This window comes from Pedobacter sp. Hv1 (genome assembly GCF_001412215.1).
Lineage (GTDB): Bacteria > Bacteroidota > Bacteroidia > Sphingobacteriales > Sphingobacteriaceae > Pedobacter.
This window is the reverse complement of record NZ_LLWP01000011.1, coordinates 88,704-114,256: the sequence shown is the minus strand read 5'-3', so window position 1 is coordinate 114,256 and position 25,553 is coordinate 88,704. Positions and strand designations below refer to the sequence as shown.

27 protein-coding genes are annotated in these 25,553 nt (G+C 35.8%); 13 read left to right on the top strand and 14 right to left on the bottom strand.

Translation table 11 applies throughout. The features are described 5' to 3' along the window. Positions 1–199 precede the first annotated feature (199 nt). Both AQF98_RS19935 and AQF98_RS19930 read left to right on the top strand, forming a co-directional pair. Complete coding sequence (locus AQF98_RS19935; RefSeq protein WP_055133736.1) at positions 200–2,473, top strand: TonB-dependent receptor; 2,274 nt, start codon at positions 200–202, stop codon at positions 2,471–2,473. A gap of 69 nt (positions 2,474–2,542) precedes the next feature. Continuing rightward, positions 2,543–3,001, top strand: a complete 459-nt coding sequence (locus tag AQF98_RS19930; RefSeq protein ID WP_161805894.1) for a thioredoxin family protein — start codon at positions 2,543–2,545, stop codon at positions 2,999–3,001. On the opposite strand, the gene AQF98_RS19925 is transcribed toward AQF98_RS19930, so the two are convergent. Together AQF98_RS19925 and AQF98_RS19920 are read right to left on the bottom strand one after the other, a co-directional pair. Continuing rightward, positions 2,998–4,857, bottom strand: a complete 1,860-nt coding sequence (locus AQF98_RS19925) for an Nramp family divalent metal transporter (RefSeq protein ID WP_055133734.1) — start codon at positions 4,855–4,857, stop codon at positions 2,998–3,000. The genes AQF98_RS19930 and AQF98_RS19925 overlap by 4 nt on opposite strands. A 2-nt stretch (positions 4,858–4,859) precedes the next feature. Then, positions 4,860–5,510, bottom strand: a complete 651-nt coding sequence (locus AQF98_RS19920; protein ID WP_055133733.1) for a metal-dependent transcriptional regulator — start codon at positions 5,508–5,510, stop codon at positions 4,860–4,862. A gap of 139 nt (positions 5,511–5,649) precedes the next feature. Between AQF98_RS19920 and AQF98_RS19915 the strand changes: the two genes are divergently transcribed. Next, entirely contained in the window at positions 5,650–6,120 is a 471-nt protein-coding gene (locus tag AQF98_RS19915) for an Lrp/AsnC family transcriptional regulator (protein WP_055133732.1), read from the top strand. Between the two features lie 54 nt (positions 6,121–6,174). On the opposite strand, the gene AQF98_RS19910 is transcribed toward AQF98_RS19915, so the two are convergent. The 3 genes from AQF98_RS19910 to AQF98_RS19900 form a co-directional block, all read right to left on the bottom strand. Beyond that, the gene (locus AQF98_RS19910) at positions 6,175–6,585 is read right to left on the bottom strand and encodes a GxxExxY protein (RefSeq protein ID WP_055133731.1); all 411 of its coding nucleotides are present in this window, start codon (positions 6,583–6,585) and stop codon (positions 6,175–6,177) included. 100 nt (positions 6,586–6,685) lie between these two features. Beyond that, complete coding sequence (gene ung, locus AQF98_RS19905; RefSeq protein ID WP_055133730.1) at positions 6,686–7,366, bottom strand: uracil-DNA glycosylase; 681 nt, start codon at positions 7,364–7,366, stop codon at positions 6,686–6,688. A gap of 1 nt (position 7,367) precedes the next feature. Next, positions 7,368–7,892 carry a thioredoxin family protein gene (locus AQF98_RS19900; protein WP_055133729.1) on the bottom strand — a complete coding sequence of 175 codons (525 nt, stop codon included), beginning with the start codon at positions 7,890–7,892 and terminating at the stop codon, positions 7,368–7,370. Positions 7,893–8,052: 160 nt separating this feature from the next. On the opposite strand from AQF98_RS19900, the gene AQF98_RS19895 reads away from it, so the two are divergent. Next, positions 8,053–8,595, top strand: a complete 543-nt coding sequence (locus AQF98_RS19895; protein ID WP_055133728.1) for a hypothetical protein — start codon at positions 8,053–8,055, stop codon at positions 8,593–8,595. Between the two features lie 104 nt (positions 8,596–8,699). On the opposite strand, the gene AQF98_RS19890 is transcribed toward AQF98_RS19895, so the two are convergent. From AQF98_RS19890 to AQF98_RS19865, 6 genes are all read right to left on the bottom strand, one after another. After that, positions 8,700–8,912 carry a hypothetical protein gene (locus tag AQF98_RS19890; RefSeq protein ID WP_055133727.1) on the bottom strand — a complete coding sequence of 71 codons (213 nt, stop codon included), beginning with the start codon at positions 8,910–8,912 and terminating at the stop codon, positions 8,700–8,702. Positions 8,913–8,999: 87 nt separating this feature from the next. Beyond that, complete coding sequence (gene lysS, locus AQF98_RS19885; protein ID WP_055133726.1) at positions 9,000–10,721, bottom strand: lysine--tRNA ligase; 1,722 nt, start codon at positions 10,719–10,721, stop codon at positions 9,000–9,002. 153 nt (positions 10,722–10,874) lie between these two features. Then, complete coding sequence (locus AQF98_RS19880) at positions 10,875–12,782, bottom strand: long-chain fatty acid--CoA ligase (RefSeq protein WP_055133725.1); 1,908 nt, start codon at positions 12,780–12,782, stop codon at positions 10,875–10,877. Positions 12,783–13,054: 272 nt separating this feature from the next. Next, the gene (locus tag AQF98_RS19875; RefSeq protein ID WP_055133724.1) at positions 13,055–13,381 is read right to left on the bottom strand and encodes an iron-sulfur cluster assembly accessory protein; all 327 of its coding nucleotides are present in this window, start codon (positions 13,379–13,381) and stop codon (positions 13,055–13,057) included. 87 nt (positions 13,382–13,468) lie between these two features. Further along, complete coding sequence (gene iscU / locus AQF98_RS19870) at positions 13,469–13,882, bottom strand: Fe-S cluster assembly scaffold IscU (RefSeq protein ID WP_055133723.1); 414 nt, start codon at positions 13,880–13,882, stop codon at positions 13,469–13,471. A gap of 114 nt (positions 13,883–13,996) precedes the next feature. Further along, entirely contained in the window at positions 13,997–15,208 is a 1,212-nt protein-coding gene (locus AQF98_RS19865; RefSeq protein ID WP_055133722.1) for an IscS subfamily cysteine desulfurase, read from the bottom strand. 124 nt (positions 15,209–15,332) lie between these two features. Between AQF98_RS19865 and mce the strand changes: the two genes are divergently transcribed. From mce to AQF98_RS19850, 3 genes are read left to right on the top strand one after another with little or no spacing between them, the layout of a single operon-like run. Beyond that, positions 15,333–15,734, top strand: coding sequence for a methylmalonyl-CoA epimerase (gene mce, locus AQF98_RS19860; protein WP_055133721.1), 402 nt, complete (start codon positions 15,333–15,335; stop codon positions 15,732–15,734). A 2-nt stretch (positions 15,735–15,736) separates the two neighbouring features. Continuing rightward, a complete protein-coding gene (locus AQF98_RS19855; protein WP_055133720.1) occupies positions 15,737–16,417 on the top strand; it encodes an aspartate/glutamate racemase family protein in 681 nt (226 codons plus the stop codon). Between the two features lie 24 nt (positions 16,418–16,441). After that, positions 16,442–16,726 carry a hypothetical protein gene (locus AQF98_RS19850; RefSeq protein ID WP_055133719.1) on the top strand — a complete coding sequence of 95 codons (285 nt, stop codon included), beginning with the start codon at positions 16,442–16,444 and terminating at the stop codon, positions 16,724–16,726. Positions 16,727–16,772: 46 nt separating this feature from the next. Here AQF98_RS19850 and AQF98_RS19845 read toward each other — a convergent pair whose 3' ends face one another. Next, complete coding sequence (locus AQF98_RS19845; protein WP_055133718.1) at positions 16,773–17,477, bottom strand: DUF4377 domain-containing protein; 705 nt, start codon at positions 17,475–17,477, stop codon at positions 16,773–16,775. A 151-nt stretch (positions 17,478–17,628) separates the two neighbouring features. Then, entirely contained in the window at positions 17,629–19,254 is a 1,626-nt protein-coding gene (locus tag AQF98_RS19840; RefSeq protein ID WP_055133717.1) for an amidase, read from the bottom strand. A gap of 255 nt (positions 19,255–19,509) precedes the next feature. Here AQF98_RS19840 and AQF98_RS19830 point away from each other — a divergent pair, with 255 nt between their 5' ends. The 6 genes from AQF98_RS19830 to AQF98_RS19805 all read left to right on the top strand — a co-directional run bounded on the left by AQF98_RS19830 (position 19,510) and on the right by AQF98_RS19805 (position 24,416). Then, positions 19,510–19,758 carry a type B 50S ribosomal protein L31 gene (locus AQF98_RS19830; protein WP_055133715.1) on the top strand — a complete coding sequence of 83 codons (249 nt, stop codon included), beginning with the start codon at positions 19,510–19,512 and terminating at the stop codon, positions 19,756–19,758. A 71-nt stretch (positions 19,759–19,829) separates the two neighbouring features. Next, entirely contained in the window at positions 19,830–21,002 is a 1,173-nt protein-coding gene (locus AQF98_RS19825; RefSeq protein WP_055133714.1) for a GlmU family protein, read from the top strand. Positions 21,003–21,005: 3 nt separating this feature from the next. Continuing rightward, positions 21,006–21,767 (top strand): triose-phosphate isomerase, encoded by a 762-nt coding sequence (gene tpiA / locus AQF98_RS19820; protein WP_055133713.1) that lies wholly within the window; start codon positions 21,006–21,008, stop codon positions 21,765–21,767. Continuing rightward, a complete protein-coding gene (gene prmA / locus AQF98_RS19815; RefSeq protein ID WP_055133712.1) occupies positions 21,767–22,609 on the top strand; it encodes a 50S ribosomal protein L11 methyltransferase in 843 nt (280 codons plus the stop codon). The genes tpiA and prmA overlap by 1 nt, the downstream gene beginning before the upstream one ends. Positions 22,610–22,691: 82 nt before the next feature. Further along, positions 22,692–24,044 carry a UDP-N-acetylmuramate--L-alanine ligase gene (gene murC / locus AQF98_RS19810; protein ID WP_055133711.1) on the top strand — a complete coding sequence of 451 codons (1,353 nt, stop codon included), beginning with the start codon at positions 22,692–22,694 and terminating at the stop codon, positions 24,042–24,044. A 42-nt stretch (positions 24,045–24,086) separates the two neighbouring features. Beyond that, positions 24,087–24,416, top strand: coding sequence for a helix-turn-helix domain-containing protein (locus AQF98_RS19805; protein WP_055133710.1), 330 nt, complete (start codon positions 24,087–24,089; stop codon positions 24,414–24,416). On the opposite strand, the gene AQF98_RS19800 is transcribed toward AQF98_RS19805, so the two are convergent. After that, positions 24,417–25,535: a hypothetical protein gene (locus AQF98_RS19800; RefSeq protein WP_055133709.1), complete on the bottom strand. Its 1,119-nt coding sequence runs from the start codon at positions 25,533–25,535 to the stop codon at positions 24,417–24,419. Positions 25,536–25,553: the final 18 nt, after the last annotated feature.

The window sequence follows — 25,553 nt, the reverse complement described above, 5'->3', positions numbered from 1 at the left end:
AGAATATATTGTTTATTTTTTAAATGCAATATTGTTGCATTTAAAAAATAATATCCTACTTTTAGCAAAAAATAATGGCCTATTTCAATCAGCTCAAGGCTATAATATTTAGTGTTGTCTATTATTTTGAAATAAATTAATCTAAATTATTTTTTAGATCAGTCTAAATTTATATTTTTGCTAAACTAATACACGCATCATGCAAAAAATCATACTCTTATTTCTTTTCATTTTTATATTTCATCAAGCTCAAGCCCAGCAGTTTAAAGTACAGGGTTTGGTAACCACCAATGAGCCTGCTCAAAAAGCAACAGTTTCTTTGTTGGAGCTTAAACGCACCACAATTACAGATAGTGCTGGAAAATTTACCCTAGATAAAGTAAAAGCTGGCATCTATTATTTAAAAGTAAGTATGCTTGGTTATCGAAGTTTGACTGTCAAACTCGACTTGAAAAAAGATACTACTCTGGCCCAGCTAAAGTTGGAGTCTTTAGATGAAAACTTAAATGAAGTGGTCGTAACCGGAACACAAAAAGAGGTGAATAGACTCGAAAGTCCAGTTCCGGTTGAAATCTATACAGCAAAATTCTTTAAAAAGAACCCTACACCCAGCATATTCGACGCTTTGCAAAATGTAAATGGCGTAAGGCCTCAGCTCAATTGCAATATCTGCAATACGGGTGATATCCATATCAACGGGCTAGAGGGTCCATACACCATGGTATTGATAGATGGAATGCCAATTGTGAGTAGCTTATCTACAGTTTATGGCTTATCAGGCATTCCGAATGCTTTGGTTGAACGGATTGAGGTGGTGAAAGGCCCCGCTTCCTCGCTTTATGGAAGTGAGGCCGTTGGTGGGTTGATCAATATCATTACCAAAAAGGTGCAAAATGCAGCCTTATTTTCTGCAGATGCCATGGCAACAGGTTATGGAGAGTACAATGCCGATTTGGGATTTAAGCTCAATTTGAATAAAAAAGTATCCTTTTTAACAGGCCTCAATTATTTTAAATTTGGAAACAGGGTAGACCATAACCACGATGGATTTACGGATGTGACACTTCAAGACCGAATTTCAATATTCCAGAAATGGAACATCGACTGTAAAAAGAACAGGTTGTTTTCTTTAGCAGGGCGATATTTATATGAAGACCGCTGGGGAGGCGAAATGAATTGGAACAAATCATTTAGGGGTGGCGATCAACGTTATGGTGAAAGCATTTATACCAGAAGATTTGAACTGATTGGTAACTACCAACTTCCTATTGAAGAAAAGATATTTTTGGCTTTTTCACTTACCGACCATGACCAAGACAGTAGATATGGAACTACATCATATATTGCACAACAGAAAATTGCATTTGGTCAGCTAACCTGGGATAAAAAGATTGGAATCAATGACTTGTTGATCGGTACAGCTTTGCGTTATACTTATTACGACGACAATACTCCGGCAACTGCTTCAAAAGATTTGGTGAATAGTCCTGAAAAAATATTTTTACCCGGTATTTTTATTCAAGATGAGATTAAGGTAGCCAAAACCCATTCTATTTTGGCGGGCTTGAGGTACGATTACAACTCCGTTCATGGAAATATATTTACACCTCGATTGGCCTATAAATGGAGTGTCAATGAAAAAAATATTATCAGATTAAATGCAGGTACAGGTTTTAGGGTAGTGAATATTTTTACGGAAGACCATGCAGCATTAACCGGTGCTCGAGAAGTGGTAATTAGTAATGAATTAAAACCAGAACGTACCTATAATGTAAATTTAAACTTCCTGAAAAAAATCTATCTAAAAAATGGATCGTTTGTAGGTTTAGATCTTTCGGCCTTTTATACCTATTTCAACAATCGGATTATAGGCGATTTTGATACCAATCCTAATGAAATCAGATACGATAATTTGGATGGGCATGCGGTAAGTAAAGGTTTAACGGCCAATGTTGACGTAGCTTTCAGTTCTGGGCTAAAGATTACCGCGGGTTTAACCTATCAAGATGTCGGTTTTGTAGAGAAAGGCATCAAACAGCAGCAAATATTGACTGAGAAATTTTCTGGTACTTGGGCTATATCTTACAAAATTAATCAATTGAACTTAGGTATTGATTATACAGGCAATGTCTATAGTCCGATGCGTTTGCCATTGTTAGGCGATTTGGATCCACGTAGGCCTTATTCGCCAACCTGGAGTATCCAGAACATTCAATTGGTTTATGATGGATTTAAAAATATTGAAATTTATGGTGGGGTAAAAAACTTACTCAATTTTACACCAAATAAAGGCACCCCATTTATCATTGCCAGAGCAAACGATCCCTTCGATAAAAATGTTAAGTTCAATGCAGGTGGCCAAGTTATTCCAACGGCAGATAATCCTTATGGTTTAACCTTTGATCCAAGTTATGTTTATGCACCAAATCAAGGTATTAGAGGTTTTTTAGGTGTACGGTTAACGATAAAATAATTTTTAATGAGCAATGGCCCTCTAACCAATAAAGTTAGGGGGCTTATGGTTGAAATAAAAAAAGAACAAATGAAAATAATAATCACCATGGTATTGCTTTGTTGTGCATCAATTGTAAAAGCACAACAGACAGCTATTCATTTTAATCAATTAGATAGTTTGCAAAAGCTTAAACCTAAACCGGTTTTTGTGTTTATACATACCAATTGGTGCAGTTATTGCAAAGCGATGGATGAGGTGGTATTTAAAGATAAAACTGTTGCTAAGCTATTGAGGGATGAGTATTATTTTGTACGATTGGATGCAGAAGAAAAATCGACAATTACCTATGCCAATCAAAAATTTGAGTTCAAGGCCAATAAGGGGGTGCATGATTTGGCTTTTGCACTTGGCAACCAAAATGGAAAACTAGCTTTTCCAACCAGTTGTATCTTAGATGGTCAAAACAGAATTTTATATCAACAACATGAATTTGTGAAAGCAAATGAATTGATTGAGGTATTGAAACATTTTACCAATAAAAACTAACGGACAATTAATACAGGTATCGTTACTTTATGACGGACCGAATCTACAGTAGTTCCGAAAATCAAATCTTTTAAACCTTTGTGCCCATGCGCCCCCATTACCAATAATTCAATATGGTTTTGGTTGCTGATTTCGGCAATGGCTTTTGCTGTACCACCGAAACCAATATGTGGTGTAGCCTTGTAACCTAGCTCAGCTAAATTCAGCTGATATTTTTCAAGATTTTCAGTATCAGATTGTGTTTCGTGATCCATTACTGTTTTTCCGTGGTAGCGTGCTGCTGCTGTTTCTACAACATGGATCAAATGGTAATGTGCATCTTTTCCACCTTGGATTAAGGCATGTCGAATGGTGTTTCGGTCATTCGCAGAGAAATCTACCGTAATGCCAATTTTTTTGTAATTGATTTTCTCAATATGTGCTATTTCTAAAGCATTGCCATGTGGGATATTGCCCACTCTTTGCTTTTTACTGATTAGCGGATAAACAAAAATATAGAGGAGTAATAAACCAATTAAAATGGCCATTGGAATTACAATTACGTAGATGTACCAACCATCTGCCGCTGCTATCCAAGTATTGATCTCTTCTATCACCAATTTGATGTTTAAACTGATAATAACTACGGCACTCATCCAGGCCAATACTTTTACCCATGTTTTAATGGTAAAGTCTTTCATTTCCTTTTTATCAGAGGTCAAATGGATCAATGGAATAATGGCAAAGCCTAGCTGTAAGCTCAAAACAACCTGACTTAAGATCAACAAGCCTCCCAGTGCATCGTCGCCAAAAAATAAAATGGTACAAAATGCAGGAACAATAGCTAATAAACGTGTAATTAACCTACGTAGCCAAGGTTGTATCCTTAGGTTCAAGTGCCCTTCCATAATAATTTGTCCGGCTAAGGTACCAGTAACAGTAGAGCTTTGTCCGGCTGCAATTAAAGCAATGGCAAAAAGGGCAGGAGCTACATTACCGAAGATATTACTCAATAATCGGTGTGCATCTTGGATCTCTGCAACTTCGTGAAAACCATTTTTAAAAAAGGCAGCAGCAGCTAAGATTAAAATTGCCGCATTCACAAAAAAAGCAAGGTTTAAGGCAACCGCAGTATCAATAAAATTAAATTTAATAGCTTCTTTAATGCCTTTGTTGTCTCTTTCGAACTTTCTGGTTTGTACCAAAGAAGAATGTAGGTATAAGTTATGTGGCATTACGGTAGCGCCAATAATACCAATGGCAATGTATAAAGCTTCGCCAGATAACATAGAGGGTTCAAATCCTTTTGCAATTTCTTTTAAAGAAGGCTCTACAATAAACATTTCTATCAAAAATGAAATACCTACAATAAACACCATAGAAACTATAAATGCTTCCATTTTTCTCATTCCTTTGTTGAGCAGGAACAATAACAATACGGTGTCAAAAATGGTAATGGAAATTCCCCAGATTAAGGGCAAACCAAATAAGAGATTTAAACCTATCGCCATTCCAATAATTTCGGCCAAGTCGCAGGCAATAATTGCAGTCTGTGCCAAAATAAAGAGCGGAAAATTAACCCATTTTGGATAGGCATTTCGAGAAGCTTGGGCCAGATCCAATCCGCGAACAATACCTAGTCTGGCACTTAACGATTGCAATAAGAGGGCAATCAAATTAGACATTAACAATACCCAGATCAGTTGGTAGCCAAATTTACTACCTCCAGCTATATCTGTGGCCCAGTTTCCAGGATCCATGTAACCTACACTAACCAAGTAGGCAGGGCCTATAAAGGCCATTAACCTTCTCCAACCTTTACGTTTATCTGTGGCTACACTTTCGTGTACTTCGCTTAAAGATTGCTTCTGGCTCATATTTACTTGTTAATTAGGATATGTTTAGCTACTTCTCTACTGATGTTTAATTTTTGCTGATCGATTAAGAGTTCTACAGAGCCATCAAAATCGATAATTTCAGATACTTCTATCTTTTTGCCTAAGGTTAATCCTAATTTTTCTAAGTGCCTTAAAAAAGGAGAGGAGTGTTCACTTACCCCTGTAATTGTCCCTCTTTCGCCTACTTTGAGTTTGCTCAATTTTACAAAAGATAAATCTGCAAAATTTCCATATTGATCCGGAATGGGATCACCATGAGGATCTACTTTTGGAAACTCTAAAAATTCATCTAAACGTTCTACCAATAAAGTAGATTTGATATGTTCTAGTTCTTCTGCAACTTCATGAACTTCATCCCATTTAAAGTTGAGCTTCTCTACTAAAAAAACTTCCCAAAGGCGATGTTTTCTTACAATGCTAATCGCAGTTAGTTTTCCTTTTTCAGTTAAAGTAACACCTTGATACTTTACATAATCAACCAGTTCTTTCTCAGAAAGTTTCTTCAACATATCCGTTACCGATGCGGCCTTAGTTTGGATGCGCTCGGCAATGGCATTGGTTTGAACAGGATTACTGATTACTGATAAGTGGTAAATTATTTTAAGATAATTCTCTTCGGTGTAAGATTGCATTTTTGTTAGTCTAACTATAAATTTAGACAAATCTAAAAATTATATTGTAAAATAAAAAGTAAATTTATTGTGAGTTTGTAGAATAAAATTTGGCTAAGTAGCGTTAGTATCCTACCTTTGGGTAACAACACAAATATTTATGGCCACAGAATTAGACAAAACCGATTTTAAAATCCTTAAACTTTTACAAGAAAACGGTAGGATTACCAATTTGCTTTTATCGCAAGAGATTGGCTTATCGCCAGCTCCAACTTTAGAAAGAGTGCGCAAACTTGAAATGTCAGGTTATATTAAAAGCTACCATGCATTAGTTGATGAAGAAAAATTGGGGTTAGGAATTAAAACTTTTATCCAAGTACAATTAGACTTTCATAAAAACAATACCATTCAGATTTTTTTAGATGAGGTAAATCAAATCAATGAAATTACTGAATGCCATCACGTTACAGGTCAGGCAGATTTTTTATTGAAAGTTTATGTCAATGATATTAAAGCCTACGAACGTTTAATTATGGATAAGATCAGCAAAATATCTGTAGTAAAAACTTTCCAGACCATGATGATCATGTCTACCACCAAAAAAGAGCCGATTGTGCCTTTGGAGTATTAATTTTGAATAAAATTTTACCACCTAAGAAATCTTAGGACATCTTAGTTTAAACTATCATTCTAAAAATGGGTGGTAAAATTCATTTACAAAAGGCTTTTTGCCAAATTGGATAATATTTGTACAGTTAAAATTAATAAGAAGTCCCTTTGGCGCCTTTAGAATTCGCATATAAGTTAGAATTTGAGCCTCATGAATAGGAAGAATGTTATCAATTGCTTTTAATTCGAGTACCGAGCAGTCTTCAATAAATAGATCCGCTCTTAATGAGCTATCAATTAGTGTACCTTTATATACAATCTGGATCTTGCATTCAGAACTGAAATTTATATCTCTTACTTGAAGCTCTCTAGCTAAGCATTGATGGTAAATGCTTTCAAGTAAACCAGGGCCCAATATTTTATGAACTTCAATACAGGCACCAGTAACCCTATACTCTAGATCATCTAAAAAAGCTTTATTAATCATATTTAATTATTTTAAATTGATCAATAGGGATAGACTAATATAATTATTATTTCAATAAATACTTAGGTTTTCTAAGATGTCTTAGATGGTAAAAGCGAGATTAATCTTCTATTTGCCAATGAATGTGGCTTAAGCCTTCTTGAGTTAAGATTTCGTTAGTTTTAGCAAAGTGGTTAGAACCAAAGAACCCATTGTAGGCAGAAAAAGGAGAAGGGTGTGCTGCTTTCAGTACGTGGTGCTTGTTGGTATCGATCAAGCTTTCTTTTTGTTGTGCAAACCTGCCCCAAAGTAAAAATACGAGGCCACTTCTTTGTGCCGACAGTTCGGCGATAACATGGTTGGTGAAATTTTCCCATCCTTTGTTTTGGTGCGAACCGGCTTCATGGGCTCTTACCGTTAACGTTGCATTGAGTAGCAATACGCCCTGATCTGCCCAAGCTGTTAAATTGCCATGGTTTGGAATTTTAAAGTCTTTAAACTCCGCTGCCAATTCTTTATACATGTTTTTTAAAGAAGGTGGAACGGTGATACCCTTCTGCACAGAAAAAGATAAACCATGCGCTTGTCCTGGGCCATGATAAGGGTCTTGACCTAAAATAACTACTTTAACTTGATCAAAAGGGGTGTGGTTAAAGGCATTGAATATATCTGAGCCTTTGGGATAAACAGTAAATCCTTTTTGCTTTTCTTCAAGCAAAAAGGATTTAAGTTCCTTCATATAAGGTTTTTCTAGTTCTGGACCTAAAACTTTTAGCCATCCAGGTTCTAAAGCAGTAGCCATTTTATTTTGTTTTCGCTTCAGCTAACGCTTTAATCATGTCTTTTTCTAACGTTTCAATTGGTCTTTCTGTAACTCGGCCAACTTCAACACCTTTTTTGTCGGTGAAGATGAAAGTAGGTACATTGGTAATTTTCATATTGTCGATCAATCCATTTTCTGCATGTTTTGATCCATCAACAGCGATATAAGTAATTTTATCTTCAGCTATTTTTAGGGCATCCATAATTTTTAGAAAATGTGGAACCTGAAATTTGCTATCACCACACCAAGTACCTAAAACGATGGTGATTTTTTTGCCTTTCAATAGTTTACTCAATTCTGGTAAAGCGGTAGAATCGGGTACATAGGCTTTATAGTTCGGGTCGTAGCTTTCTTTAAACTCGGCAAAGCTGGTAATTCCTTCTCTTGTACATAGGTTTAACATCACTTGTTTGTGTCTATTTGGGTCTTCAAATTTTTTGTTCAATTCTTGTGCGCCAGCATTGATGGCGAATAATAAAATAAGGGCAGTAAATATATTTCTCATGTTGAATAATTTTGTGTTGGTAAGAGTACCTTTTGTGTAAATGGTTTAATTTTATGGGTAAGGCTTGCGTTAGTTTTGAGTTTAATTTTTGTTGAAATTATAAATTTTAAATCTATTTTTTGGTATATAAACACGATATTTGCACAAATATTTTATAACTATGCCAAATTTACTACGTCTTATTATAGGTTTTGCTTTTGTGGGTGCTGCTATTGCACTAATGATCTTCAGTTTTTGGGGCTGGGGGATACTTTTGATCTTTCTAAGCATCTTCATCTTCATCACTTATTTTTACAATGAGAACATGTTAATTGCACAATGGTTTTTGCGTAAAGACAATATGGCTAAAGCCGAAACCTTTTTGGGAAGGATCAAAAATTACGAAAAAGAACTGAATAGAGTTCAGCATGGTTATTACAATCTATTAATTGGATTGATCGAATCTAGAAAAGCACCAATGAAATCTGAAAAGTATTTCAAACAGGCTCTAAGTTTAGGTTTACACATGGATCATAATGTGGCCTTAGCTAAATTAAGTTTAGCAGGTATTGCCATGGGTAAACGAAATAAGAGAGAAGCTCAAATGTATTTGACTGAAGCCAAAAAAGCGGATAAAAACAAGTTATTGGCCGATCAGATCAAACAAATGAAAGATCAGATGGGATTAATGGATAAACAACAACAAGTTCGTTATAGTCGTTAAGAAATAAGAAATTGTACGTTTTAAGTTTTACGTAATCGTAAATCAACATTTACAACGTAAAACTTAGAACTTATTACTTAAAACTTACTATTTAGAATTTCCTACTATTTATCGCACAAACGATCAAAGTTTTCTTCGTACTCTGAACCATTTCTACTGATGATATCATCATCAAGGTTATCATTTTTACGATTGAAGAATAATTCTTCTGCCTGTATGCGTTTGATGAGTTGACGAACAAGTGAAAGGTCAAATGCATCTTTACTCAGTTTGATACAATATTGGTTCTCGGTAATTTCTAAGCTTGAACTATTCATAAATATATTATTTTAGCAACGGCCTAAAATTAAAAAAGGCTTACCGTATTTAATACAGTAAGCCTTTAAGTTTTTGTTATGCTTATGTTAAGAGAACCAAGCCGTTACCTCATCTTTTGTAGGCATGGCCAATTCCAATTTTAGTTTTTTGCGCATTCCACCTAAATCGTTAAATACTTTGTTCGGATTTCCAGCTTTCAGCTCTTCAACGGTGTTGAAACCCATTTTACGGATCACCTGTACCCAGTCTGCAGCTACACCAGCATCTACAAAATCTTGATCTGTGGTTACTTTGGCTTTTTTCTCAGCACGCATCTGCGGGAAGAACAATACTTCTTGAATGGTTGATTGATTGGTCATCAACATCACCAAACGATCGATACCAATTCCCAGACCAGAAGTTGGAGGCATTCCGTACTCTAATGCACGAACAAAATCATCATCCATGGCCATCGCCTCATCATCACCTCTGGCAGCTAATTTCAATTGTTCTTCAAAACGTTCTTTTTGGTCAATTGGATCATTGAGTTCTGAGTAAGCATTTCCAATTTCCTTACCCATTACAAATAGCTCGAAACGCTCAACCAAGTCTTCTTTGCTACGGTGTTTTTTAGCCAATGGAGTCATTTCCAAAGGATAATCGGTAATGTAGGTAGGCTGTATTAAATTTGCTTCAACTTTCTCACTGAACAATTCATCAATCAGTTTACCACGACCCATTGAATCGTCAATCTCAATACCTAATTCTTTACATTTTCCGGCAATTTCAGTTTCAGTCATTGCAGAAACATCAATACCCGTATATTTTTCAATAGACTCATACATGGTTAATTTCTCGTATGGTCCGGCAAAATTAATTTCGTGCTGCCCAACTTTAACTACTGGTTGCCCATGGATGGTGGTTGCGATTTTTTCCAAACATTCTTCTACCATGCCCATCATCCAGATATAATCCTTATAGGCCACATAGATTTCCATTGAAGTAAACTCTGGATTGTGTGTACGGTCCATACCTTCATTTCTGAACATTTTTCCGAACTCGTAAACGCCATCAAAACCTGCAACAATTAATCTTTTTAGATAAAGTTCATTGGCAATACGCAAGAACAAAGGCATATCTAAAGTATTGTGATGCGTTTCGAAAGGACGAGCAGCTGCACCACCATGTACCGCCTGTAAAATAGGGGTTTCAACCTCCATCCAGCCTTGGCTATCGAAATAGTTGCGCATGGTATTGATTACCTTAGAGCGGTTGATAAAGATCTGTTTGTAATCAGGATTAACCGTTAGATCTACATAACGCATTCTGTAACGCAATTCTGGATTGGTAAATCCATCATAAACGTTTCCATCGTCATCACGTTTTACGATAGGTAGTGGACGTAATGATTTAGAAAGTACGGTAAATTGGGTAACATGGATCGAAATTTCGCCAGTTTGTGTAGTAAACACATATCCTTTGATTCCGATAAAATCACCAATATCCAATAGTTTCTTAAATACAGTGTTATAAAGCGTCTTATCCTCATCCGGACAAAGCTCATCTCTCTTTAGATAAATCTGGATACGGCCTGTAGCATCCTGTAGTTCAGCAAAAGATGCTGCTCCCATAATGTTACGCCCCATAATTCTGCCTGCAAGGCTAATGGTCTTATAGGCTGTTTTATCTTTTTCGTAGTTGGCTAAAATGTCTGCTGCATTGGCATTAATTTCATAAGCTTCTGCAGGATAAGGGTCAATACCCAGTTCGCGAAGCTGTTTTAATGAATCGCGACGTAATAATTCCTGTTCTGATAATCCTGTACTCATTTATCGTATATTTTTGCAAAAGTAATGATTTACTAGCGTTTGTGGTAATAAATGCGAGCTCAATATTGACATTCCTTTTAGTTATTAGCTATAAAGAAACTATTAAATGAAAAGTAATGCTAAGATTGCTTCGTGCCTCGCAATGATGAAGAACTAGTCAGCCTCAACACCTTCTTGGTACATCTCATTGATGGCCTCAAGGTATTTCTTTTCTACTATACGACGTTTGACTTTCATGGTAGGGGTAATCTCACCCTCATCAATGCTAAATGGATTACGCTTGATCTTAAAGTTCTTGATACGTTCAAATTTTGCCAATTCGTTAGAGATTTTTTTGATATCACTTGCGATCCATTCAATGATTTCCGGATTTCTGATAAAATCATCGGCTTCTTGAAAGAATGCCTCAGTTAAGTTGAAGGTTTCTTGTAAAGTCTCTTTATTAGGGATGATAATGGCTGTAATGAACTCACGTTTATCGCCAATTAAGAACAGCTGATCAATTTTAGGACTTTTTAAATAGATGTTTTCAACTGGTGTTGGATATACATTTTTGCCATAAGCATTAACGATCATATTTTTAAGTCTATCAGTAATTTGGAGGTTGCCTTTGTAAAAACGGCCAATATCACCGGTATGAAACCATTTGTCTTTGTCTATGGCTTCGGCAGTTTCTGCTGGTTTATTAAAATAACCTTTCATTACACAATGCCCACGTACAATAACTTCACCCTCTGCACATTCAAAATCTTCATTAAAGGTATGGTGGGTTTGGATATTGATGATCGCTTTGCTTTCTACATCTTGAATACCCACTTCAATACCAGGAATAACACGTCCCACAGTTCCATAAACCTGACGATGGTATTCGGTTACAGACATTACAGGCGAAGTTTCAGTTAAACCAAATCCTTCTAATATTTTAATACCCAAGTCGCCAAAGAACTCGCCCACATTTTTGGGTAGGGCAGCACCACCAGAAATCATAAATTTCAATCGACCACCAGTTTTTTCTTTGATTTTGCTAAATACCAACTTCTCTGCAATTGCTTTTTTTGTACTTAAAATCAAACTTGGGTTTTTCCCTGCTTCTTTGGTTTGGCGATAATTTTTTCCTGTTTCTAAAGCCCAGGTAAAGATATTTGCTTTTAAACCACCACCAGCTGTACCAGATTTGATGGCTTTGTCGTGAATACGTTCTAACAAGCGAGGTACACAAGACATCACAGTTGGCCTAACTTCACCCATGTTCTTTGCCAATAGTTCTAAACTTTGTGCAAATGCAATTTTACAGCCCTGAGCACAACATACATGGTAAGTAGCGGTACGCTCAAAAACGTGCGAAAGTGGTAAGAATGATAAAAATGTCTCAGTTTCGTCAATCACAGGAATCTGTTGTAGACAAACATTTACATTTTCTACAAAATTGTTATGCGTTAACATTACACCTTTGGGTGTTCCTGTGGTGCCAGAGGTATAAATTAACGAAGAAATGTCTGTAGGGAGTACCTCTGCTCTACGTTTGGTAATTTCTTGTTGTTCTGCCTCACTTACGGTTTGTTGTAAGATGGTGTTGAAATCAATTACTTCGAGATTGGTATCTTCAGGAATACTAATTTTCTCGAAACCAGCAAATGTTGGAATAATATATTTGAGTTCTTGACAGTTGTCGGCAACTTTTAATACTTTTTTAAATAAGAAAGGATTGCCTACCAAAATTGCCTTTATTCCAGAATCATTAATGATATAAGCAACTTCATGCTCTGATAGGGTTGGATAGATAGACACATTGATGACGCCGATCTGTTGGATCCCTTGATCATAGTAAACATATTCTGGCGAATTTTCGATCATGAGCCCTAATCGATCTCCTTTTACAATTCCTTTGGCTAAGAAGAAGGCAGAAACTGAATCTGCTCTTTGTAAAGTGTCTTTAAAAGAAATCTCTTCCCAAGTTGTGTTTTTCTTGTGAATTAAAAAAGTTTCTTCAGGTTGATGAATATTTTCTACTACGTTACGTAATAGGCTTGGTACAGTAGAAAATTCGTTAAATGAGACCATGTGTTAAATATTTGTTATGCTTTGAACTAACAATGATAAACTTTTAGTGTTAAAAATGCAAAAGCGATTGGGTTAGAAAATGAGTACGTTAAAAAAATGATAGGATAACAAAATTAATCAATAGGATTGACTTGTGTATAAATTATGATAGTATGGATAGGAGTAAGATTCCATCTTGGTTCGTGTAGGCATGAACCAAGAATGTTAAAAAAAACAAGGCATAAAAAAAGGCATCAATATTTCGATGCCTTTTCTAGTTATGAGAAATTATATTAAACAGAAAAACTTTCTCCACAGCCACAAGAGCGGCTTGCATTTGGGTTAATAAAATTAAATCCTTTGCCGTTTAAGCCATCGGTAAAATCAAGTTCAGTACCTGCTAGGTATAAAAATGATTTCATGTCTAGGGCTATTTTAATTCCACGGTCCTCAAAAAATTGATCTCCGGTTTTGGCCTCGTTATCAAAATCTAAGTTGTAAGATAAGCCAGAACAACCACCACCTTTTACAGAAATACGTAAAAAGTAATCAGAACCTAATTCAGAATCTTGCATTAGGTGATCAATTTTGCTTTTTGCTTTATCAGTTATGGTAATCATAGTATTAAGATTTAAGTATAAAGTGTCAAGATTAAAGTAGAGTAACAGATATGTCTTACTACTTAGTACTAGATACTTATTACTTTGTTAATGGTGTGATTTAGCCAATTCGAATGCCTCTAAACCATTTTTAACGCGGTAATCGTTAATTGCAGATTTAATTGCATCTTCTGCCAATACAGAACAGTGAATTTTAACTGGAGGTAAAGCCAATTCTTCTACAATGTCCATGTTATCGATAGCTAAAGCTTCGTCAATTGTTTTTCCTTTTAACCACTCTGTAGCTAAAGAAGATGATGCAATTGCCGAACCACAGCCAAATGTTTTAAATTTAGCATCAGTAATTACATTATTTCCATCTACTTCAATTTGAAGACGCATCACGTCTCCACACTCAGGTGCGCCAACTAAACCTGTTCCTACAGATTTGCTGTCTTTATTTAAAGTACCAACGTTGCGAGGGTTGGTATAATGTTCCATTACTTTTTCTGAATATGCCATTTTGTATTTTCTTTAAATCTCTTTGCAGAGATGAATTTTTAATTAGTTATCAGCTTCCAGTTATCAATTCTCAGTTATTTGTACTCAACTGCGAACTGTAAACCGATTACTGTTTTAGTGCTCAGCCCACTCAATTTTACTCAAATCAATTCCATCTTTAAACATTTCCCAAAGTGGAGAAAGGTCTCTTAAATGGTTAACGGCTTTTTTAGTATTTTCTATTGCGTAATCAACTTCTTCTTCCGTAGTAAAACGACCTAATCCGAAACGGATTGAAGAGTGTGCCAAGTCATCAGATAAACCTAAGCTTTTTAAAACGTACGATGGTTCTAGAGAAGCTGAAGTACAAGCAGAACCAGAAGATACTGCTAAATCTTTCATTGCCATCATTAAACCTTCACCCTCAACATATTTAAAAGAGATGTTAGCAACATGTGGCAAACGATGTTCTGTGTTACCATTTACATAACTTTCTTCTAAAGTAGTTAGCGCAGCTTCTAATTTATCGCGTAAAGCTGATAAACGTTTAGCTTCTTCGTCCATTTCTAAACGACACAACTCACAAGCTTTACCTAAACCAACAATACCTGGTACATTTAAGGTTCCAGAACGCATCCCACGCTCATGTCCACCGCCATCTATTTGAGCAGTAACTTTAACTCTTGGATTTTTTCTGCGTACATATAACACACCAACACCTTTTGGTCCGTACATTTTATGTGCACTAAATGCCATTAAGTCAATTCCATCTTCATTTACATTCACTGGAATTTTACCTACTGCTTGTGTAGCATCGGTCATAAATAAAGCACCGTGTTTATGTGCAATAGCTGAAATTTCTTTAATCGGCTGTACCACACCAATTTCGTTATTTCCATACATAATGGAAACTAGAATGGTTTTTTCGGTCATTGCAGCTTCTAATTCCTGTAAATCAATTAAGCCATCTTCTTTTACTTTTAAATAAGTAACCTTAGCACCTAATTTTTCTAAATGTTTACAAGTATCTAGTACAGCTTTGTGTTCTGTTGTTGCAGTAATGATATGATTACCCTTATCTTGGTACATCTCAAAAACACCTTTAATACCTAAATTATCGGCTTCTGTAGCACCAGAGGTAAAGATGATTTCTTTTTCTGTACAACCAATCAATTTTGCCACCTGCTCGCGAGCATAATCAACACCTTCTTCTGCTACCCAACCAAATGCGTGGTTGCGACTAGCTGCATTGCCAAATTTGTTCGTAAAATAGGGCAACATCGCCTCTAACACTCTCGGATCGAGTGGTGTGGTAGCATTATTATCTAAGTAAATTGGAAGTTCCATTATTTGTATCTGTTCTTATTAATACACAAAGATACGAAAAAAGTTTCCTAACAATTATAAATTATAGCTATGACGGTATAGTTAAAACCTGCATTTTTACATTTGTTTAACTGTTTAAAAGTTTATGAATAAAATTGAACATATTGGTATTGCTGTAAACGACCTTTTTAAAGCCTGTGATATTTACGAAAAACTGCTCGGAACAGCTTGTTATAAACAGGAATTGGTAGAGTCTGAAAACGTGAATACTGCCTTTTTTAAAGTTGGCGAAAATAAAATAGAACTTTTAAGTAGTACAACTGAAGATAGCGCCATTGCTAAATTTTTGGCCAAAAAGGGAGAGGGAATCCATCATATTGCTTTTGATGTTACTGATATCTATGCCGAAATGGCCCGATTGAAAGCAGAAGGTTTTATCCTTTTAAATGAAGAACCGAAAAAAGGGGCAGACAATAAGTTGATCTGTTTTGTACACCCAAAGGGAACAAATGGTGTTTTAGTAGAGCTTTGTCAAGAAATAAGCTAGCAATGAAGAAAATTGGATTAGTAGGTGGGGTAAGCTGGGTTTCTACCTTAGATTATTACCGATTGATGAATGAAGGAATTAATGAAAAGTTGGGTGGACTTAATTTTGCAGAGTGTATCATTTATTCCTTAAATTTTGCAGATATCCATGAAAAGGGTTGGGATAGGGCTTATGAACTTTTATTAAATGCTTGTAAAAGTTTAAAAGCTAGTGGGGCTGAGGCTATTGTACTATGTGCCAATACAGCGCATCTATTTGCCGATGAGCTGGAAGTCGAAATACAATTGCCCCTTATCCATATTGCAAAAGTGACGGCAACTGAGATTAATAAAAAAGGGCTTAAGAAAGTTGGATTGATGGGTACAAAAGTAACCATGGAACTAGATTTTTATAAAAATAAACTAAGCGAGCAGCAACTAGAGGTGATTATCCTGGAAAGTGAAGCAACAAGGGATTATATACAACATACTTTAAAAGAGGAATTGGGAAGGGGAATAATTAAGGCCGAAACGAAGGCCAGATATTTGACCATTATCAACGAACTCATTGCCAAAGGGGCAGAGGGAATTATATTAGGTTGTACAGAAATTCCGATGATGATTAGTCAAGAAGATGTTGCTGTACCTGTTTTTGACACCACTAAAATCCATGCGGCAGCGGCAGTTAGTTTTGCATTAGGTTAAATATCAATTGAATACAATTTTAAAATGAGCGATATCCATTCATTAATTAAAATCATCAATAAAGATTTTGAAATAGACAATAACTTGTCTGAAGAGCAATTGCGCCAATTGATGGTGAATTCTTTTGCCTATTTAATTGAAGAAGATTTTTCTAAACTGCTACAGATTTTATATCGAGCAGATGTAGATCAATACAAGCTAAAAGAGTTATTAGAAAGCAATGCAGATCAAAGTTCTGCAGAAGTAATTGCTGATGCTTACTTAAGTAGACAAAAGGCCAAGATTGAAACTTGGAAAAAATATAGTTAAAAAGATAAAGTCCAGCTTGGGTTAGCTGGACTTTTATAGTTTTAGTCTATTTAGTTAATGGGGCCATCCCAAACATCAAGACTAGTTTGTTGTCTTTGTAGAAGTTTAAAGTTTGGTCAGCGACATCGTACCTAAAGCTATTGTCTGATAATAGTTTTAAGAAATCGCTTTCTAACTTACTTTTTTCAGCATCGGCACAGGCCATTTTTGTACTGGCTATTCCTTTAAAAGTAATTTGGTTGTCTTTTAACTCGAAACCTCCAAAAATTCTGTTACATCCACCTGATCCGGTCATTGCATTTTTATCAGCCTGAAAAGATAGGTATGCACTTGTGTTTTTTGGTGTAACACCATTCATCTGGATCAGTTTCCAATTGTGTTTGGTTACAAAAGCCCAGTTGTCTGCTTTTTTTGTAGCCATCTTTTGTTTTTTAATCACCTTTTTTAACTTGTAGGTATAGGCACTGGCATCTGCTGGAACATTTTTTCTTTTTGTTCTGGTTACATCAATTACATATCTATAACCCGGTTTATAATTAAAACCTTCAATCTGGCCATAAAAGAATTCCCAGTTTTTGCTGTTTTTATATTTGACTTGGAAACAGGTTTGTGGTGCAACGCCAGTACAATTGGCAACTTCTTCTTTTATAGTGAGTCTAATCACATCAGCCTTTACCAAGCTGGTGGTACCAAGTATTAAAAATAGACTTAAGATAGTTTTGTAGATGGTGTTTTTTGTTAAATTTTTCATTCTATAATTTCTTTATGTGTACTTAAATGATCAATTTTTTAATGAAATTCCATAAATAAATTGATTTTTTTAATGTTTCGGCTGATAAAAAGTCGTCAACCATTTGAATTACACCATTGATAGCAATGAAAATGCCAACTTATATATTTACTTAAATGCCGGAAGAAAAATTAGAGGATTTAATGAATTTTGGTGCCGATCTATGTTGTGTTGCTTGCTCAAAGGCATAGGCCATGGCTAAAACTTTAGGTTCTTCGTATGCACTGGCTACAATTGAAAGTCCTATTGGAAGTTCAAAAACTTTACCCATTGGAACAGTGATGTGTGGAAAACCTGCCATTGCCGCCGGAGAACAGAAGTAAAAGTCGCCACCATAATCACCTTTAAAGAGATCGATGCAATTCGGAATGCCAAAGCTTGTGCCTATAACTGCGTCAAGGTTATCTTTTTTTAAGATATCATCTATTAACTTTCTGGCAGAGATGGTTTTGTTAACGGCATCTTTATAAGCGGTACTATTGAGATCTGGAGAGTTTTGACTAGATTCTAAAAGTTCTTGTTTAAAATAGGGCATGGCTTTCGCTTCATTTGCTGTATTAAAAGCAATTACGTCTTTTAGTGTTTTTACCTTTGCATTTGCCTTTGATAAATAGCTGTTTACACCATCTTTAAACTCACATAAAAGCACAGTATAACTTGCTCCACCAAGGCTGCTAAATTGACTTACAAAATCTATTTCAATTACTTCGGCACCAAGAACCTTCAATTGCTCAATGGCTTTTTTATAGAGTTTCACTACAGCTTCATGCCCTCTTAGAAAGGACTTCTCTATACCTATCTTTTTGCCTTTAAATGCATCTTTGGTTAAAAATTGAGTGTAATCCTTTTGTGCTTTGCCATTGCTATTTTTTGTAACCTCGTCATTGTTGTCTACTCCGGTTAAAGCCGAGAGTAGAATAGCTGCATCAGTCACATTTCTGGCCATAGGCCCTGGGGTATCTTGTGTACTAGAGATGGGAATAATACCACTTCTGCTCAATAGACCTACAGTAGGCTTTAAACCTACAATACCGTTGTAAGCAGAAGGGGTAATGATAGATCCATTTGTTTCGGTACCAATGGCTACAGCACATAGATTGGCTGATACGGCAGATCCAGAACCAGCACTCGAACCACTTGGGCTTCGGTCTAAAATATTTGGATTTTTTGTTTGCCCACCACGGCTACTCCATCCACTTGAAGACCTGGTTGACCTGAAATTTGCCCACTCACTCAAATTTGTTTTGCCCAGTAGCACAGCTCCAGCTTCGCGCAGTTTTTTTACAATATAGGCATCTGCCGATGCGATGTTTCCTTGCAATGCCAATGCCCCAGCAGTAGTTTGCATTTGATCGGCAGTATCAATGTTATCTTTAATCAAAATAGGGATACCGTGAAGTGGACCCCTTATCTTTCCGGCTTTTCTTTCTCGGTCCAATTTTTCTGCGATTGCAATGGCATCAGGATTGATTTCAATGACAGCATTGAGCTTAATCCCTTTGCTGTCAATTTCGTCAATGCGTTTGAGGTAAAGTTTTGTTAATGCCTTTGAAGATAATTTACCATTACGCATCTGCTCTTGTAATTGCTGGATGGTGACTTCATTTAATTCAAAATGATCAAGAAAATTTGAGCTATCTTTGTCTGCAAGCGTTGAAGCAGCTAAACTGTCGGAGATACCGAAAGTAGTGATGAGCCCTGCGGCAGAACTGTTTTTTAGAAAATTTCTTCTGTTCATTGGTTATGATTTTACCATTAGGAAATTAAATGTAAGCTAAATTTATTTTTAATTTTAAAATAGCAGTTTAAAAACTTATCATTTTAAATTGTTTTTGGTGTTGTAATTAACAAATAAAATCCTCATATTTGCATCCTCTAAAAAGAGACGATAAATAAAAAGACAAATAGAAACGATCATAAGCATTGTTGCCAGCAAATTGCAATCAGTATGTTCTTGATGTTTCAGATAAATAAAACTTAAAATAATATTCAAATGAAAAAAGATTTGCATCCATCAAACTACAGATTCGTAGTATTTAAAGATATGTCTAACGAATATCAGTTTTTGACTAAATCTTGCGTTGAAACTAAAGAAACTATTAAATGGGAAGATGGTAATGAGTATCCTCTTTATAAATTAGAGATTTCACACACTTCACACCCTTTTTATACTGGTAAAATGAAGTTGGTAGATACAGCAGGTCGTATCGATAAATTTAAAACTCGTTACGCTAAAAAATAATTTTAGCGATATCATAAAATTTTTAGAAGTCCCGAAGCATTTGCTCGGGACTTTTTTTATTTTTGTAGCTTATGATGATCAATCTATTTGATGACAAGTCTTGGCTATCGCTAAGGCCATTGACATTTACAAGGCCTGTAGCCGATTTAAGGATTGGTATTTTAACTATAGCAGAGAAATGGGCAAAATATTTAAATGCATCATTCGGTTTTAAAACCCAAGACTATTTAAGTGTAAAATATGCTCCTATAGCAGCAAATTTATTGATCAATGGTTCGATATGTCCAGATCAGCAATTACTAGATGCAGTTTTAGGGCTTAATGAGAACGAGGTTTTGGTAAAAGATGGATTGGTAATTGCCTACCATACACAAAATCATTCATTGAGTTATACCGAAGCGTTAGAAAAGCTAGCGATTGTAAAATATGAGCAAAACTTTGTTCAGCTTGTTTTTCCAGAAAACATCTTTAGCTATAACCATCAAGAATTACTTAAGGATTTTGAGCTGTTAACCAAAGGCAGGTCTTCTGCTACATTAAGTGCTACTAATACCTTTTTGGGCGACCAAATTTTTGTAGAAGAAGGTGCAACCGCAGAGTGCTCTACCTTTAATAGTTTGCAAGGGCCAATCTATTTGGGCAAAAATACCCAGGTTTGGGAAGGTTGTCACATTAGAGGTTCGTTTGCATTATGTAATGGATCGCAGGTTAAAATGGGCGCCAAGATCTATGGTAAAACCACCATCGGGCCATTGAGCAGGGTTGGTGGAGAAATCAATAACAGTGTAATTTGGGGCTATTCATCAAAAGGGCACGAAGGTTACTTGGGTAATGCAGTTTTAGGCCAATGGTGTAATATTGGAGCAGACAGCAATAACTCGAACCTTAAAAATAATTATGGTGATGTGAAGCTGTGGGATTATGATCAAGAGACCTTTCGCGAAACAGGTTTACAGTTTTGCGGGTTAATTATGGCCGATCATGCCAAATGTGCCATTAATACTATGTTTAATACCGGAACAGTTGCTGGGGTAAGTGCCAATATTTTTGGTGCAGGCTTTCCACGTAACTTTATCCCTGATTTTGCTTGGGGTGGTGTACATGGCTTTGACGTTTATAGCCTGCCAAAGATGTTAGAAACAGCGGTGAAGGTTTACGAAAGAAGAGATACAGAATTAGATACAACAGAAACTGCTATTTTATCGCATGTTTTTGAACTTACAAAACAATACAGAAGATTTTAAATTATGAGAAAGAAAATAGTTGCAGGTAACTGGAAAATGAATATGGATTATAGCGAAGGCATATCCTTATTCTCTGAGATTGTGAACATGGTTAGAGATGAAAAAAAAGGCGATCAGATTGCTGTAATTTGTGCTCCTTACATTCATTTAAATAGTTTGACACAGTTGTCGGCCGGTATTGTAAAGATTGGTGCCCAAAACTGCCATCAGAATGAGAGTGGTGCTTATACTGGCGAAATCTCAGCAAAAATGGTAAAATCTACAGGTTGTGAGTATGTAATTATTGGCCACTCAGAGCGTAGGCAATATTTTGCCGAAACTGATGCTTTGTTAGCCGAAAAAACAAAAATCGCTTTGGTAAATCACTTAACTCCATTATTTTGTATTGGAGAGACTTTAGACGAAAGAAATAACGGCAGTTATTATCAAGTTTTAGAATCGCAATTAGAAAATGGTGTATTTGGTTTAAGTGCTGAAGATTTTTCTAAAATAGTTTTGGCTTATGAGCCAGTTTGGGCTATTGGAACAGGTTTAACGGCTACACCAGAACAAGCACAAGATATCCATGCCTTTATCAGGGCAAAAGTTGAGGCAAAATATGGGATGAACATTGCAGATGATACCACAATTTTATACGGAGGTAGCTGTAACCCTAAAAATGCGGCAGAATTATTTGCACAACACGACATAGATGGTGGTTTAATTGGTGGTGCATCTTTAAAATCTCGCGATTTTGTAGATATCGTTAAAACCTTTAATTACTAATGGATTATACCCAAGTAGCTTTTAGCTTTAACGACGTTCAAGAGTACCAGAAAGATCTTTTGATTGCTGAACTGGCAGATATTGGTTTTGATACTTTTGAAGATACTACTACTGGCTTTGATGCATTTATTGTAACTGCGCAGTTTAATGAAACTGCTTTGAACGATGTGCTGATGAGTTTTGGAGATGAATTACAGTATACCTATACCATCAATTCTATTGAGCCTCAAAACTGGAATGAAGAGTGGGAAAAGAATTTTAGCCCCTTAATTATAAATGAGGATTGTTATGTGCGTGCAACTTTTCACGAACATCAACCACAATATCAATACGAGATTGTAATAGACCCGAAAATGGCATTTGGTACTGGTCATCACCAAACTACCACCATGATGATGTTGTATATTCTCGAAACCGAAGTAAAAGATAAAGTGGTTTTAGATATGGGTGCTGGTACAGGCATATTGGGCATTTTGGTTGCTAAAAGAGGGGCCAAAGAAATTATTGCCATTGATAACGATGAGGTATGTTACCGAAGCGCCATTGAAAATGCAGCATTAAATGATATTCCAAACTTGATTTCACTTTGTGGTAGCAAAGAAGCCATACCAGCAGTTGATTTTGATCTGATCTTAGCCAATATCAATAGAAATATATTGTTAGATCAGATTGCCAGTTATGCGGCGGTACTTAAAAATAAAGGAACAATACTATTTAGTGGTTTTTACGAACATCCAGATTTAGAAATGATTAAAACGCATTGCGCCGAATTTAATCTTACTTATGTTGACCACAAGAAAATTGGAGATTGGGTTGCTGCCCAGTTTTTAAAAAAAGAATAAACGAATGATGAAATGAGAGAATGAAAGAATTTCAGGTAAGTAGCACCCTATTCAAAATTCGATCATTCAAAATTATTTAGATATGCGGATACATTTTATAGCTATTGGCGGTAGTGCAATGCACAATTTGGCCATCGCACTCCATAAAAAAGGTTTTAAGGTAACTGGTTCAGATGATGTGATTTTTGAACCATCTAACACCCGGTTAGCTAGTTATGGTCTCCTACCTAAGGAAAATGGCTGGTTTGAAGAAAATATTACACCTGATATTGATGCGATTATTTTAGGGATGCATGCCCGTTTAGATAATCCAGAATTATTGAAAGCTCAAGAAATGGGTTTGAAAATATATTCGTATCCCGAATATATTTACGAGCAGTCTAAAGATAAGCTAAGGGTGGTAATAGGGGGGAGCCATGGTAAGACAACCATCACCTCAATGATCTTGCATGTGTTGAATTATTACCATAGAGATTTTGATTACTTGGTGGGTGCGCAACTCGCCGGTTTTGAAACCATGGTTAAAGTAACCGACTCTGCTCCTGTAATTATTATTGAAGGAGATGAATACTTGGCATCGCCGATAGATCGAAGACCAAAGTTCCATTTATACAAAGCAAATATTGCAGTAATTAGCGGGATTGCTTGGGACCATATCAATGTGTTCCCAACATTTGAGGATTATATTTCCCAGTTTAATAAATTTATCGAGACGATATTCCCCAATGGAATATTGATTTATTGTGAAAAAGATTTAGAATTAAGAAAAATTGTTATAAACTCAGAAGAAAATATTACAAAGATCCCTTACTCGATTCCGGCCCATAATGTAATAGATGGCGTAACATATCTTTTGCCTCAACATACCCCTTTACAAGTGTTCGGTGATCATAATTTAATGAACCTAAATGCAGCAAAATTGGTGTGTAAACAACTAAATATAGCGGAGGCAGATTTTGATCAGGCCATTGCTTCATTTACGGGTGCAGCCAAGAGGTTAGAGCTATTAAACAGTGCAAAAAATACCAGTGTTTATAAAGACTTTGCCCACTCTCCATCAAAGCTAAAAGCTACAATTGATGCCGTAAAAGCACAATTTGAAGATAGAAAGTTGGTGGCTTGTATAGAGCTTCACACGTTTAGTAGTTTAAATAAAGAATTTTTGCAACAGTATCGCGATAGCATGCAAGCAGCCGATGTTGCGATCGTTTATATAGACGAAAAGACGTTTAAACATAAAAAAATGGAGCCGCTAAGCGGAGATGATGTTAGAACATCTTTTAATGATGAAAACATCCTATTTTTTAACGAAGCGGGAGCATTAGAAAGCTACTTAAGAGGGCTTAATTTTGAACATACAAACCTCTTGTTGATGAGTTCTGGCAATTATGGTGGCATGGATTTGATTAAATTGGCATTAGAGTTGAATGTTTAAGGGGAACAACTAACCTTATAAAACATTAAATAATCTATTGTGATGAATATCATTGGTAAAAATATTAGACAACTACGCCAGAAAAATGGTTGGAGCCAAGGAGAAGTAGCTAAAAGATTACAGATTTCAATTCCTGCCTTTTCTAAAATTGAAACAGGTATTACGGATATTAATATTTCCAGACTAGACCAGATAGCCGACTTATTTGAAGTTTCGACATTAGAGATCATTTCTGAAGATGGAGAGATTCAGCGATCGTATAACCCAGAAGAGATTACAGTATTGAAAAGTAAACTTGCTAGTCAAGAAGAAGAGATCATCAAACTTCAAAAGAAAGTAATTGATCTTTACGAAGAAATTAGAAATAAGTAACTAAAAGATTTTGCGCATGGTAAGGTGTCGCTTTCCAAAAGTGGCACCAGTAGCTTGATGAATGGCAATCATCTTTTCATTAAAATCGCCTACCCAAGATAACTCTAATTCTGTATATTGGTTTTTAGGGAGTACATACTCTCCTAATTTGATGAATAGCGCAGATTCTAAGCCTAGTTTCTGGAAGGAAGTTTTTGTGCCCATTACAATGGCTCTCATTCTAGTAACTCCAACCCAGCGTCTGTAGGCAAATTTTATTTTCTCTAACAAACCCAGTTTGCCATTTAAGCCTTTGATCATTTGATTGGCATCTGGAATGATCACTACAAAGGAAGCAGGCTCACCATTGGCATAGGCAAACCAAATTAGATTTTCATCCATGATCACTTCCATCTGTTTGAAACTCTCTTTTAAGGTTTCTTTTTTGATTGGAACGAAATTTTCAAAGTCTTGCCAGCCATCATTATAGATTTCCATTAAATCATTAATGTACTTATCTGCATTGTCTTTTTTGAAATGCTCGAAAGTGTAGTCGGGTTTAGCAGCTACCCAATTTGCAATTTTTGTAAAACGAGCAGGAAAAGGGATGGTCAAGTTAATGTGGTTTGTCAATTGCTCATAAGCGGTTTCAAAGCCATAATCGACAAAAAATTGGTGGTAGTAAGGTAAATGGTAATTCATTCCGTAAGATGGAGGAGTAAAGCCTTCTACCAATAAACCCCAAAAAGTATCATTTTCTCCAAAATTGATTGGGCCTTCAACTGCTTTCATGCCATTTTCTTGAAGCCAGTCTTTTGCGGTGTCAAATAATAAAAAAGCGGCCTCTTGGTTATTGATACATTCAAAAAAGCCCATTCCGCCAGTTGGTTGTTCGTAGTTGAATGCTTTTTTTTCGTTGATAAAAGCAGCTATTCTACCAATGGTTTGGTGGTTATTGTCTTTTAAGATCCATCGCACACACTGCCCATGTTTAAAAAAAGGATTACTGTTTGGATCAAATACCTTTGTAATGTCTTGATCTAAAGGACGTATAAAAGCTTTATCGTCTTTATAGATGTCATTTACAACATTTAAAAAATCTTTTTGGGTCGCCGTATCCTTAACAAGTATAATCTTCATTTAGTAGCAGTTAGATTA

What these genes read in the sequence shown, in the direction of transcription:
- AQF98_RS19935 (WP_055133736.1), top strand. Translation starts at nt 200, where the DNA reads ATGCAAAAAATCATACTCTTATTTCTTTTCATTTTTATATTTCATCAA.
- AQF98_RS19930 (WP_161805894.1), top strand. Translation starts at nt 2,543, where the DNA reads ATGAAAATAATAATCACCATGGTATTGCTTTGTTGTGCATCAATTGTA.
- AQF98_RS19925 (WP_055133734.1), bottom strand. Translation starts at nt 4,857, where the DNA reads ATGAGCCAGAAGCAATCTTTAAGCGAAGTACACGAAAGTGTAGCCACA.
- AQF98_RS19920 (WP_055133733.1), bottom strand. Translation starts at nt 5,510, where the DNA reads ATGCAATCTTACACCGAAGAGAATTATCTTAAAATAATTTACCACTTA.
- AQF98_RS19915 (WP_055133732.1), top strand. Translation starts at nt 5,650, where the DNA reads ATGGCCACAGAATTAGACAAAACCGATTTTAAAATCCTTAAACTTTTA.
- AQF98_RS19910 (WP_055133731.1), bottom strand. Translation starts at nt 6,585, where the DNA reads ATGATTAATAAAGCTTTTTTAGATGATCTAGAGTATAGGGTTACTGGT.
- ung (WP_055133730.1), bottom strand. Translation starts at nt 7,366, where the DNA reads ATGGCTACTGCTTTAGAACCTGGATGGCTAAAAGTTTTAGGTCCAGAA.
- AQF98_RS19900 (WP_055133729.1), bottom strand. Translation starts at nt 7,892, where the DNA reads ATGAGAAATATATTTACTGCCCTTATTTTATTATTCGCCATCAATGCT.
- AQF98_RS19895 (WP_055133728.1), top strand. Translation starts at nt 8,053, where the DNA reads ATGCCAAATTTACTACGTCTTATTATAGGTTTTGCTTTTGTGGGTGCT.
- AQF98_RS19890 (WP_055133727.1), bottom strand. Translation starts at nt 8,912, where the DNA reads ATGAATAGTTCAAGCTTAGAAATTACCGAGAACCAATATTGTATCAAA.
- lysS (WP_055133726.1), bottom strand. Translation starts at nt 10,721, where the DNA reads ATGAGTACAGGATTATCAGAACAGGAATTATTACGTCGCGATTCATTA.
- AQF98_RS19880 (WP_055133725.1), bottom strand. Translation starts at nt 12,782, where the DNA reads ATGGTCTCATTTAACGAATTTTCTACTGTACCAAGCCTATTACGTAAC.
- AQF98_RS19875 (WP_055133724.1), bottom strand. Translation starts at nt 13,381, where the DNA reads ATGATTACCATAACTGATAAAGCAAAAAGCAAAATTGATCACCTAATG.
- iscU (WP_055133723.1), bottom strand. Translation starts at nt 13,882, where the DNA reads ATGGCATATTCAGAAAAAGTAATGGAACATTATACCAACCCTCGCAAC.
- AQF98_RS19865 (WP_055133722.1), bottom strand. Translation starts at nt 15,208, where the DNA reads ATGGAACTTCCAATTTACTTAGATAATAATGCTACCACACCACTCGAT.
- mce (WP_055133721.1), top strand. Translation starts at nt 15,333, where the DNA reads ATGAATAAAATTGAACATATTGGTATTGCTGTAAACGACCTTTTTAAA.
- AQF98_RS19855 (WP_055133720.1), top strand. Translation starts at nt 15,737, where the DNA reads ATGAAGAAAATTGGATTAGTAGGTGGGGTAAGCTGGGTTTCTACCTTA.
- AQF98_RS19850 (WP_055133719.1), top strand. Translation starts at nt 16,442, where the DNA reads ATGAGCGATATCCATTCATTAATTAAAATCATCAATAAAGATTTTGAA.
- AQF98_RS19845 (WP_055133718.1), bottom strand. Translation starts at nt 17,477, where the DNA reads ATGAAAAATTTAACAAAAAACACCATCTACAAAACTATCTTAAGTCTA.
- AQF98_RS19840 (WP_055133717.1), bottom strand. Translation starts at nt 19,254, where the DNA reads ATGAACAGAAGAAATTTTCTAAAAAACAGTTCTGCCGCAGGGCTCATC.
- AQF98_RS19830 (WP_055133715.1), top strand. Translation starts at nt 19,510, where the DNA reads ATGAAAAAAGATTTGCATCCATCAAACTACAGATTCGTAGTATTTAAA.
- AQF98_RS19825 (WP_055133714.1), top strand. Translation starts at nt 19,830, where the DNA reads ATGATGATCAATCTATTTGATGACAAGTCTTGGCTATCGCTAAGGCCA.
- tpiA (WP_055133713.1), top strand. Translation starts at nt 21,006, where the DNA reads ATGAGAAAGAAAATAGTTGCAGGTAACTGGAAAATGAATATGGATTAT.
- prmA (WP_055133712.1), top strand. Translation starts at nt 21,767, where the DNA reads ATGGATTATACCCAAGTAGCTTTTAGCTTTAACGACGTTCAAGAGTAC.
- murC (WP_055133711.1), top strand. Translation starts at nt 22,692, where the DNA reads ATGCGGATACATTTTATAGCTATTGGCGGTAGTGCAATGCACAATTTG.
- AQF98_RS19805 (WP_055133710.1), top strand. Translation starts at nt 24,087, where the DNA reads ATGAATATCATTGGTAAAAATATTAGACAACTACGCCAGAAAAATGGT.
- AQF98_RS19800 (WP_055133709.1), bottom strand. Translation starts at nt 25,535, where the DNA reads ATGAAGATTATACTTGTTAAGGATACGGCGACCCAAAAAGATTTTTTA.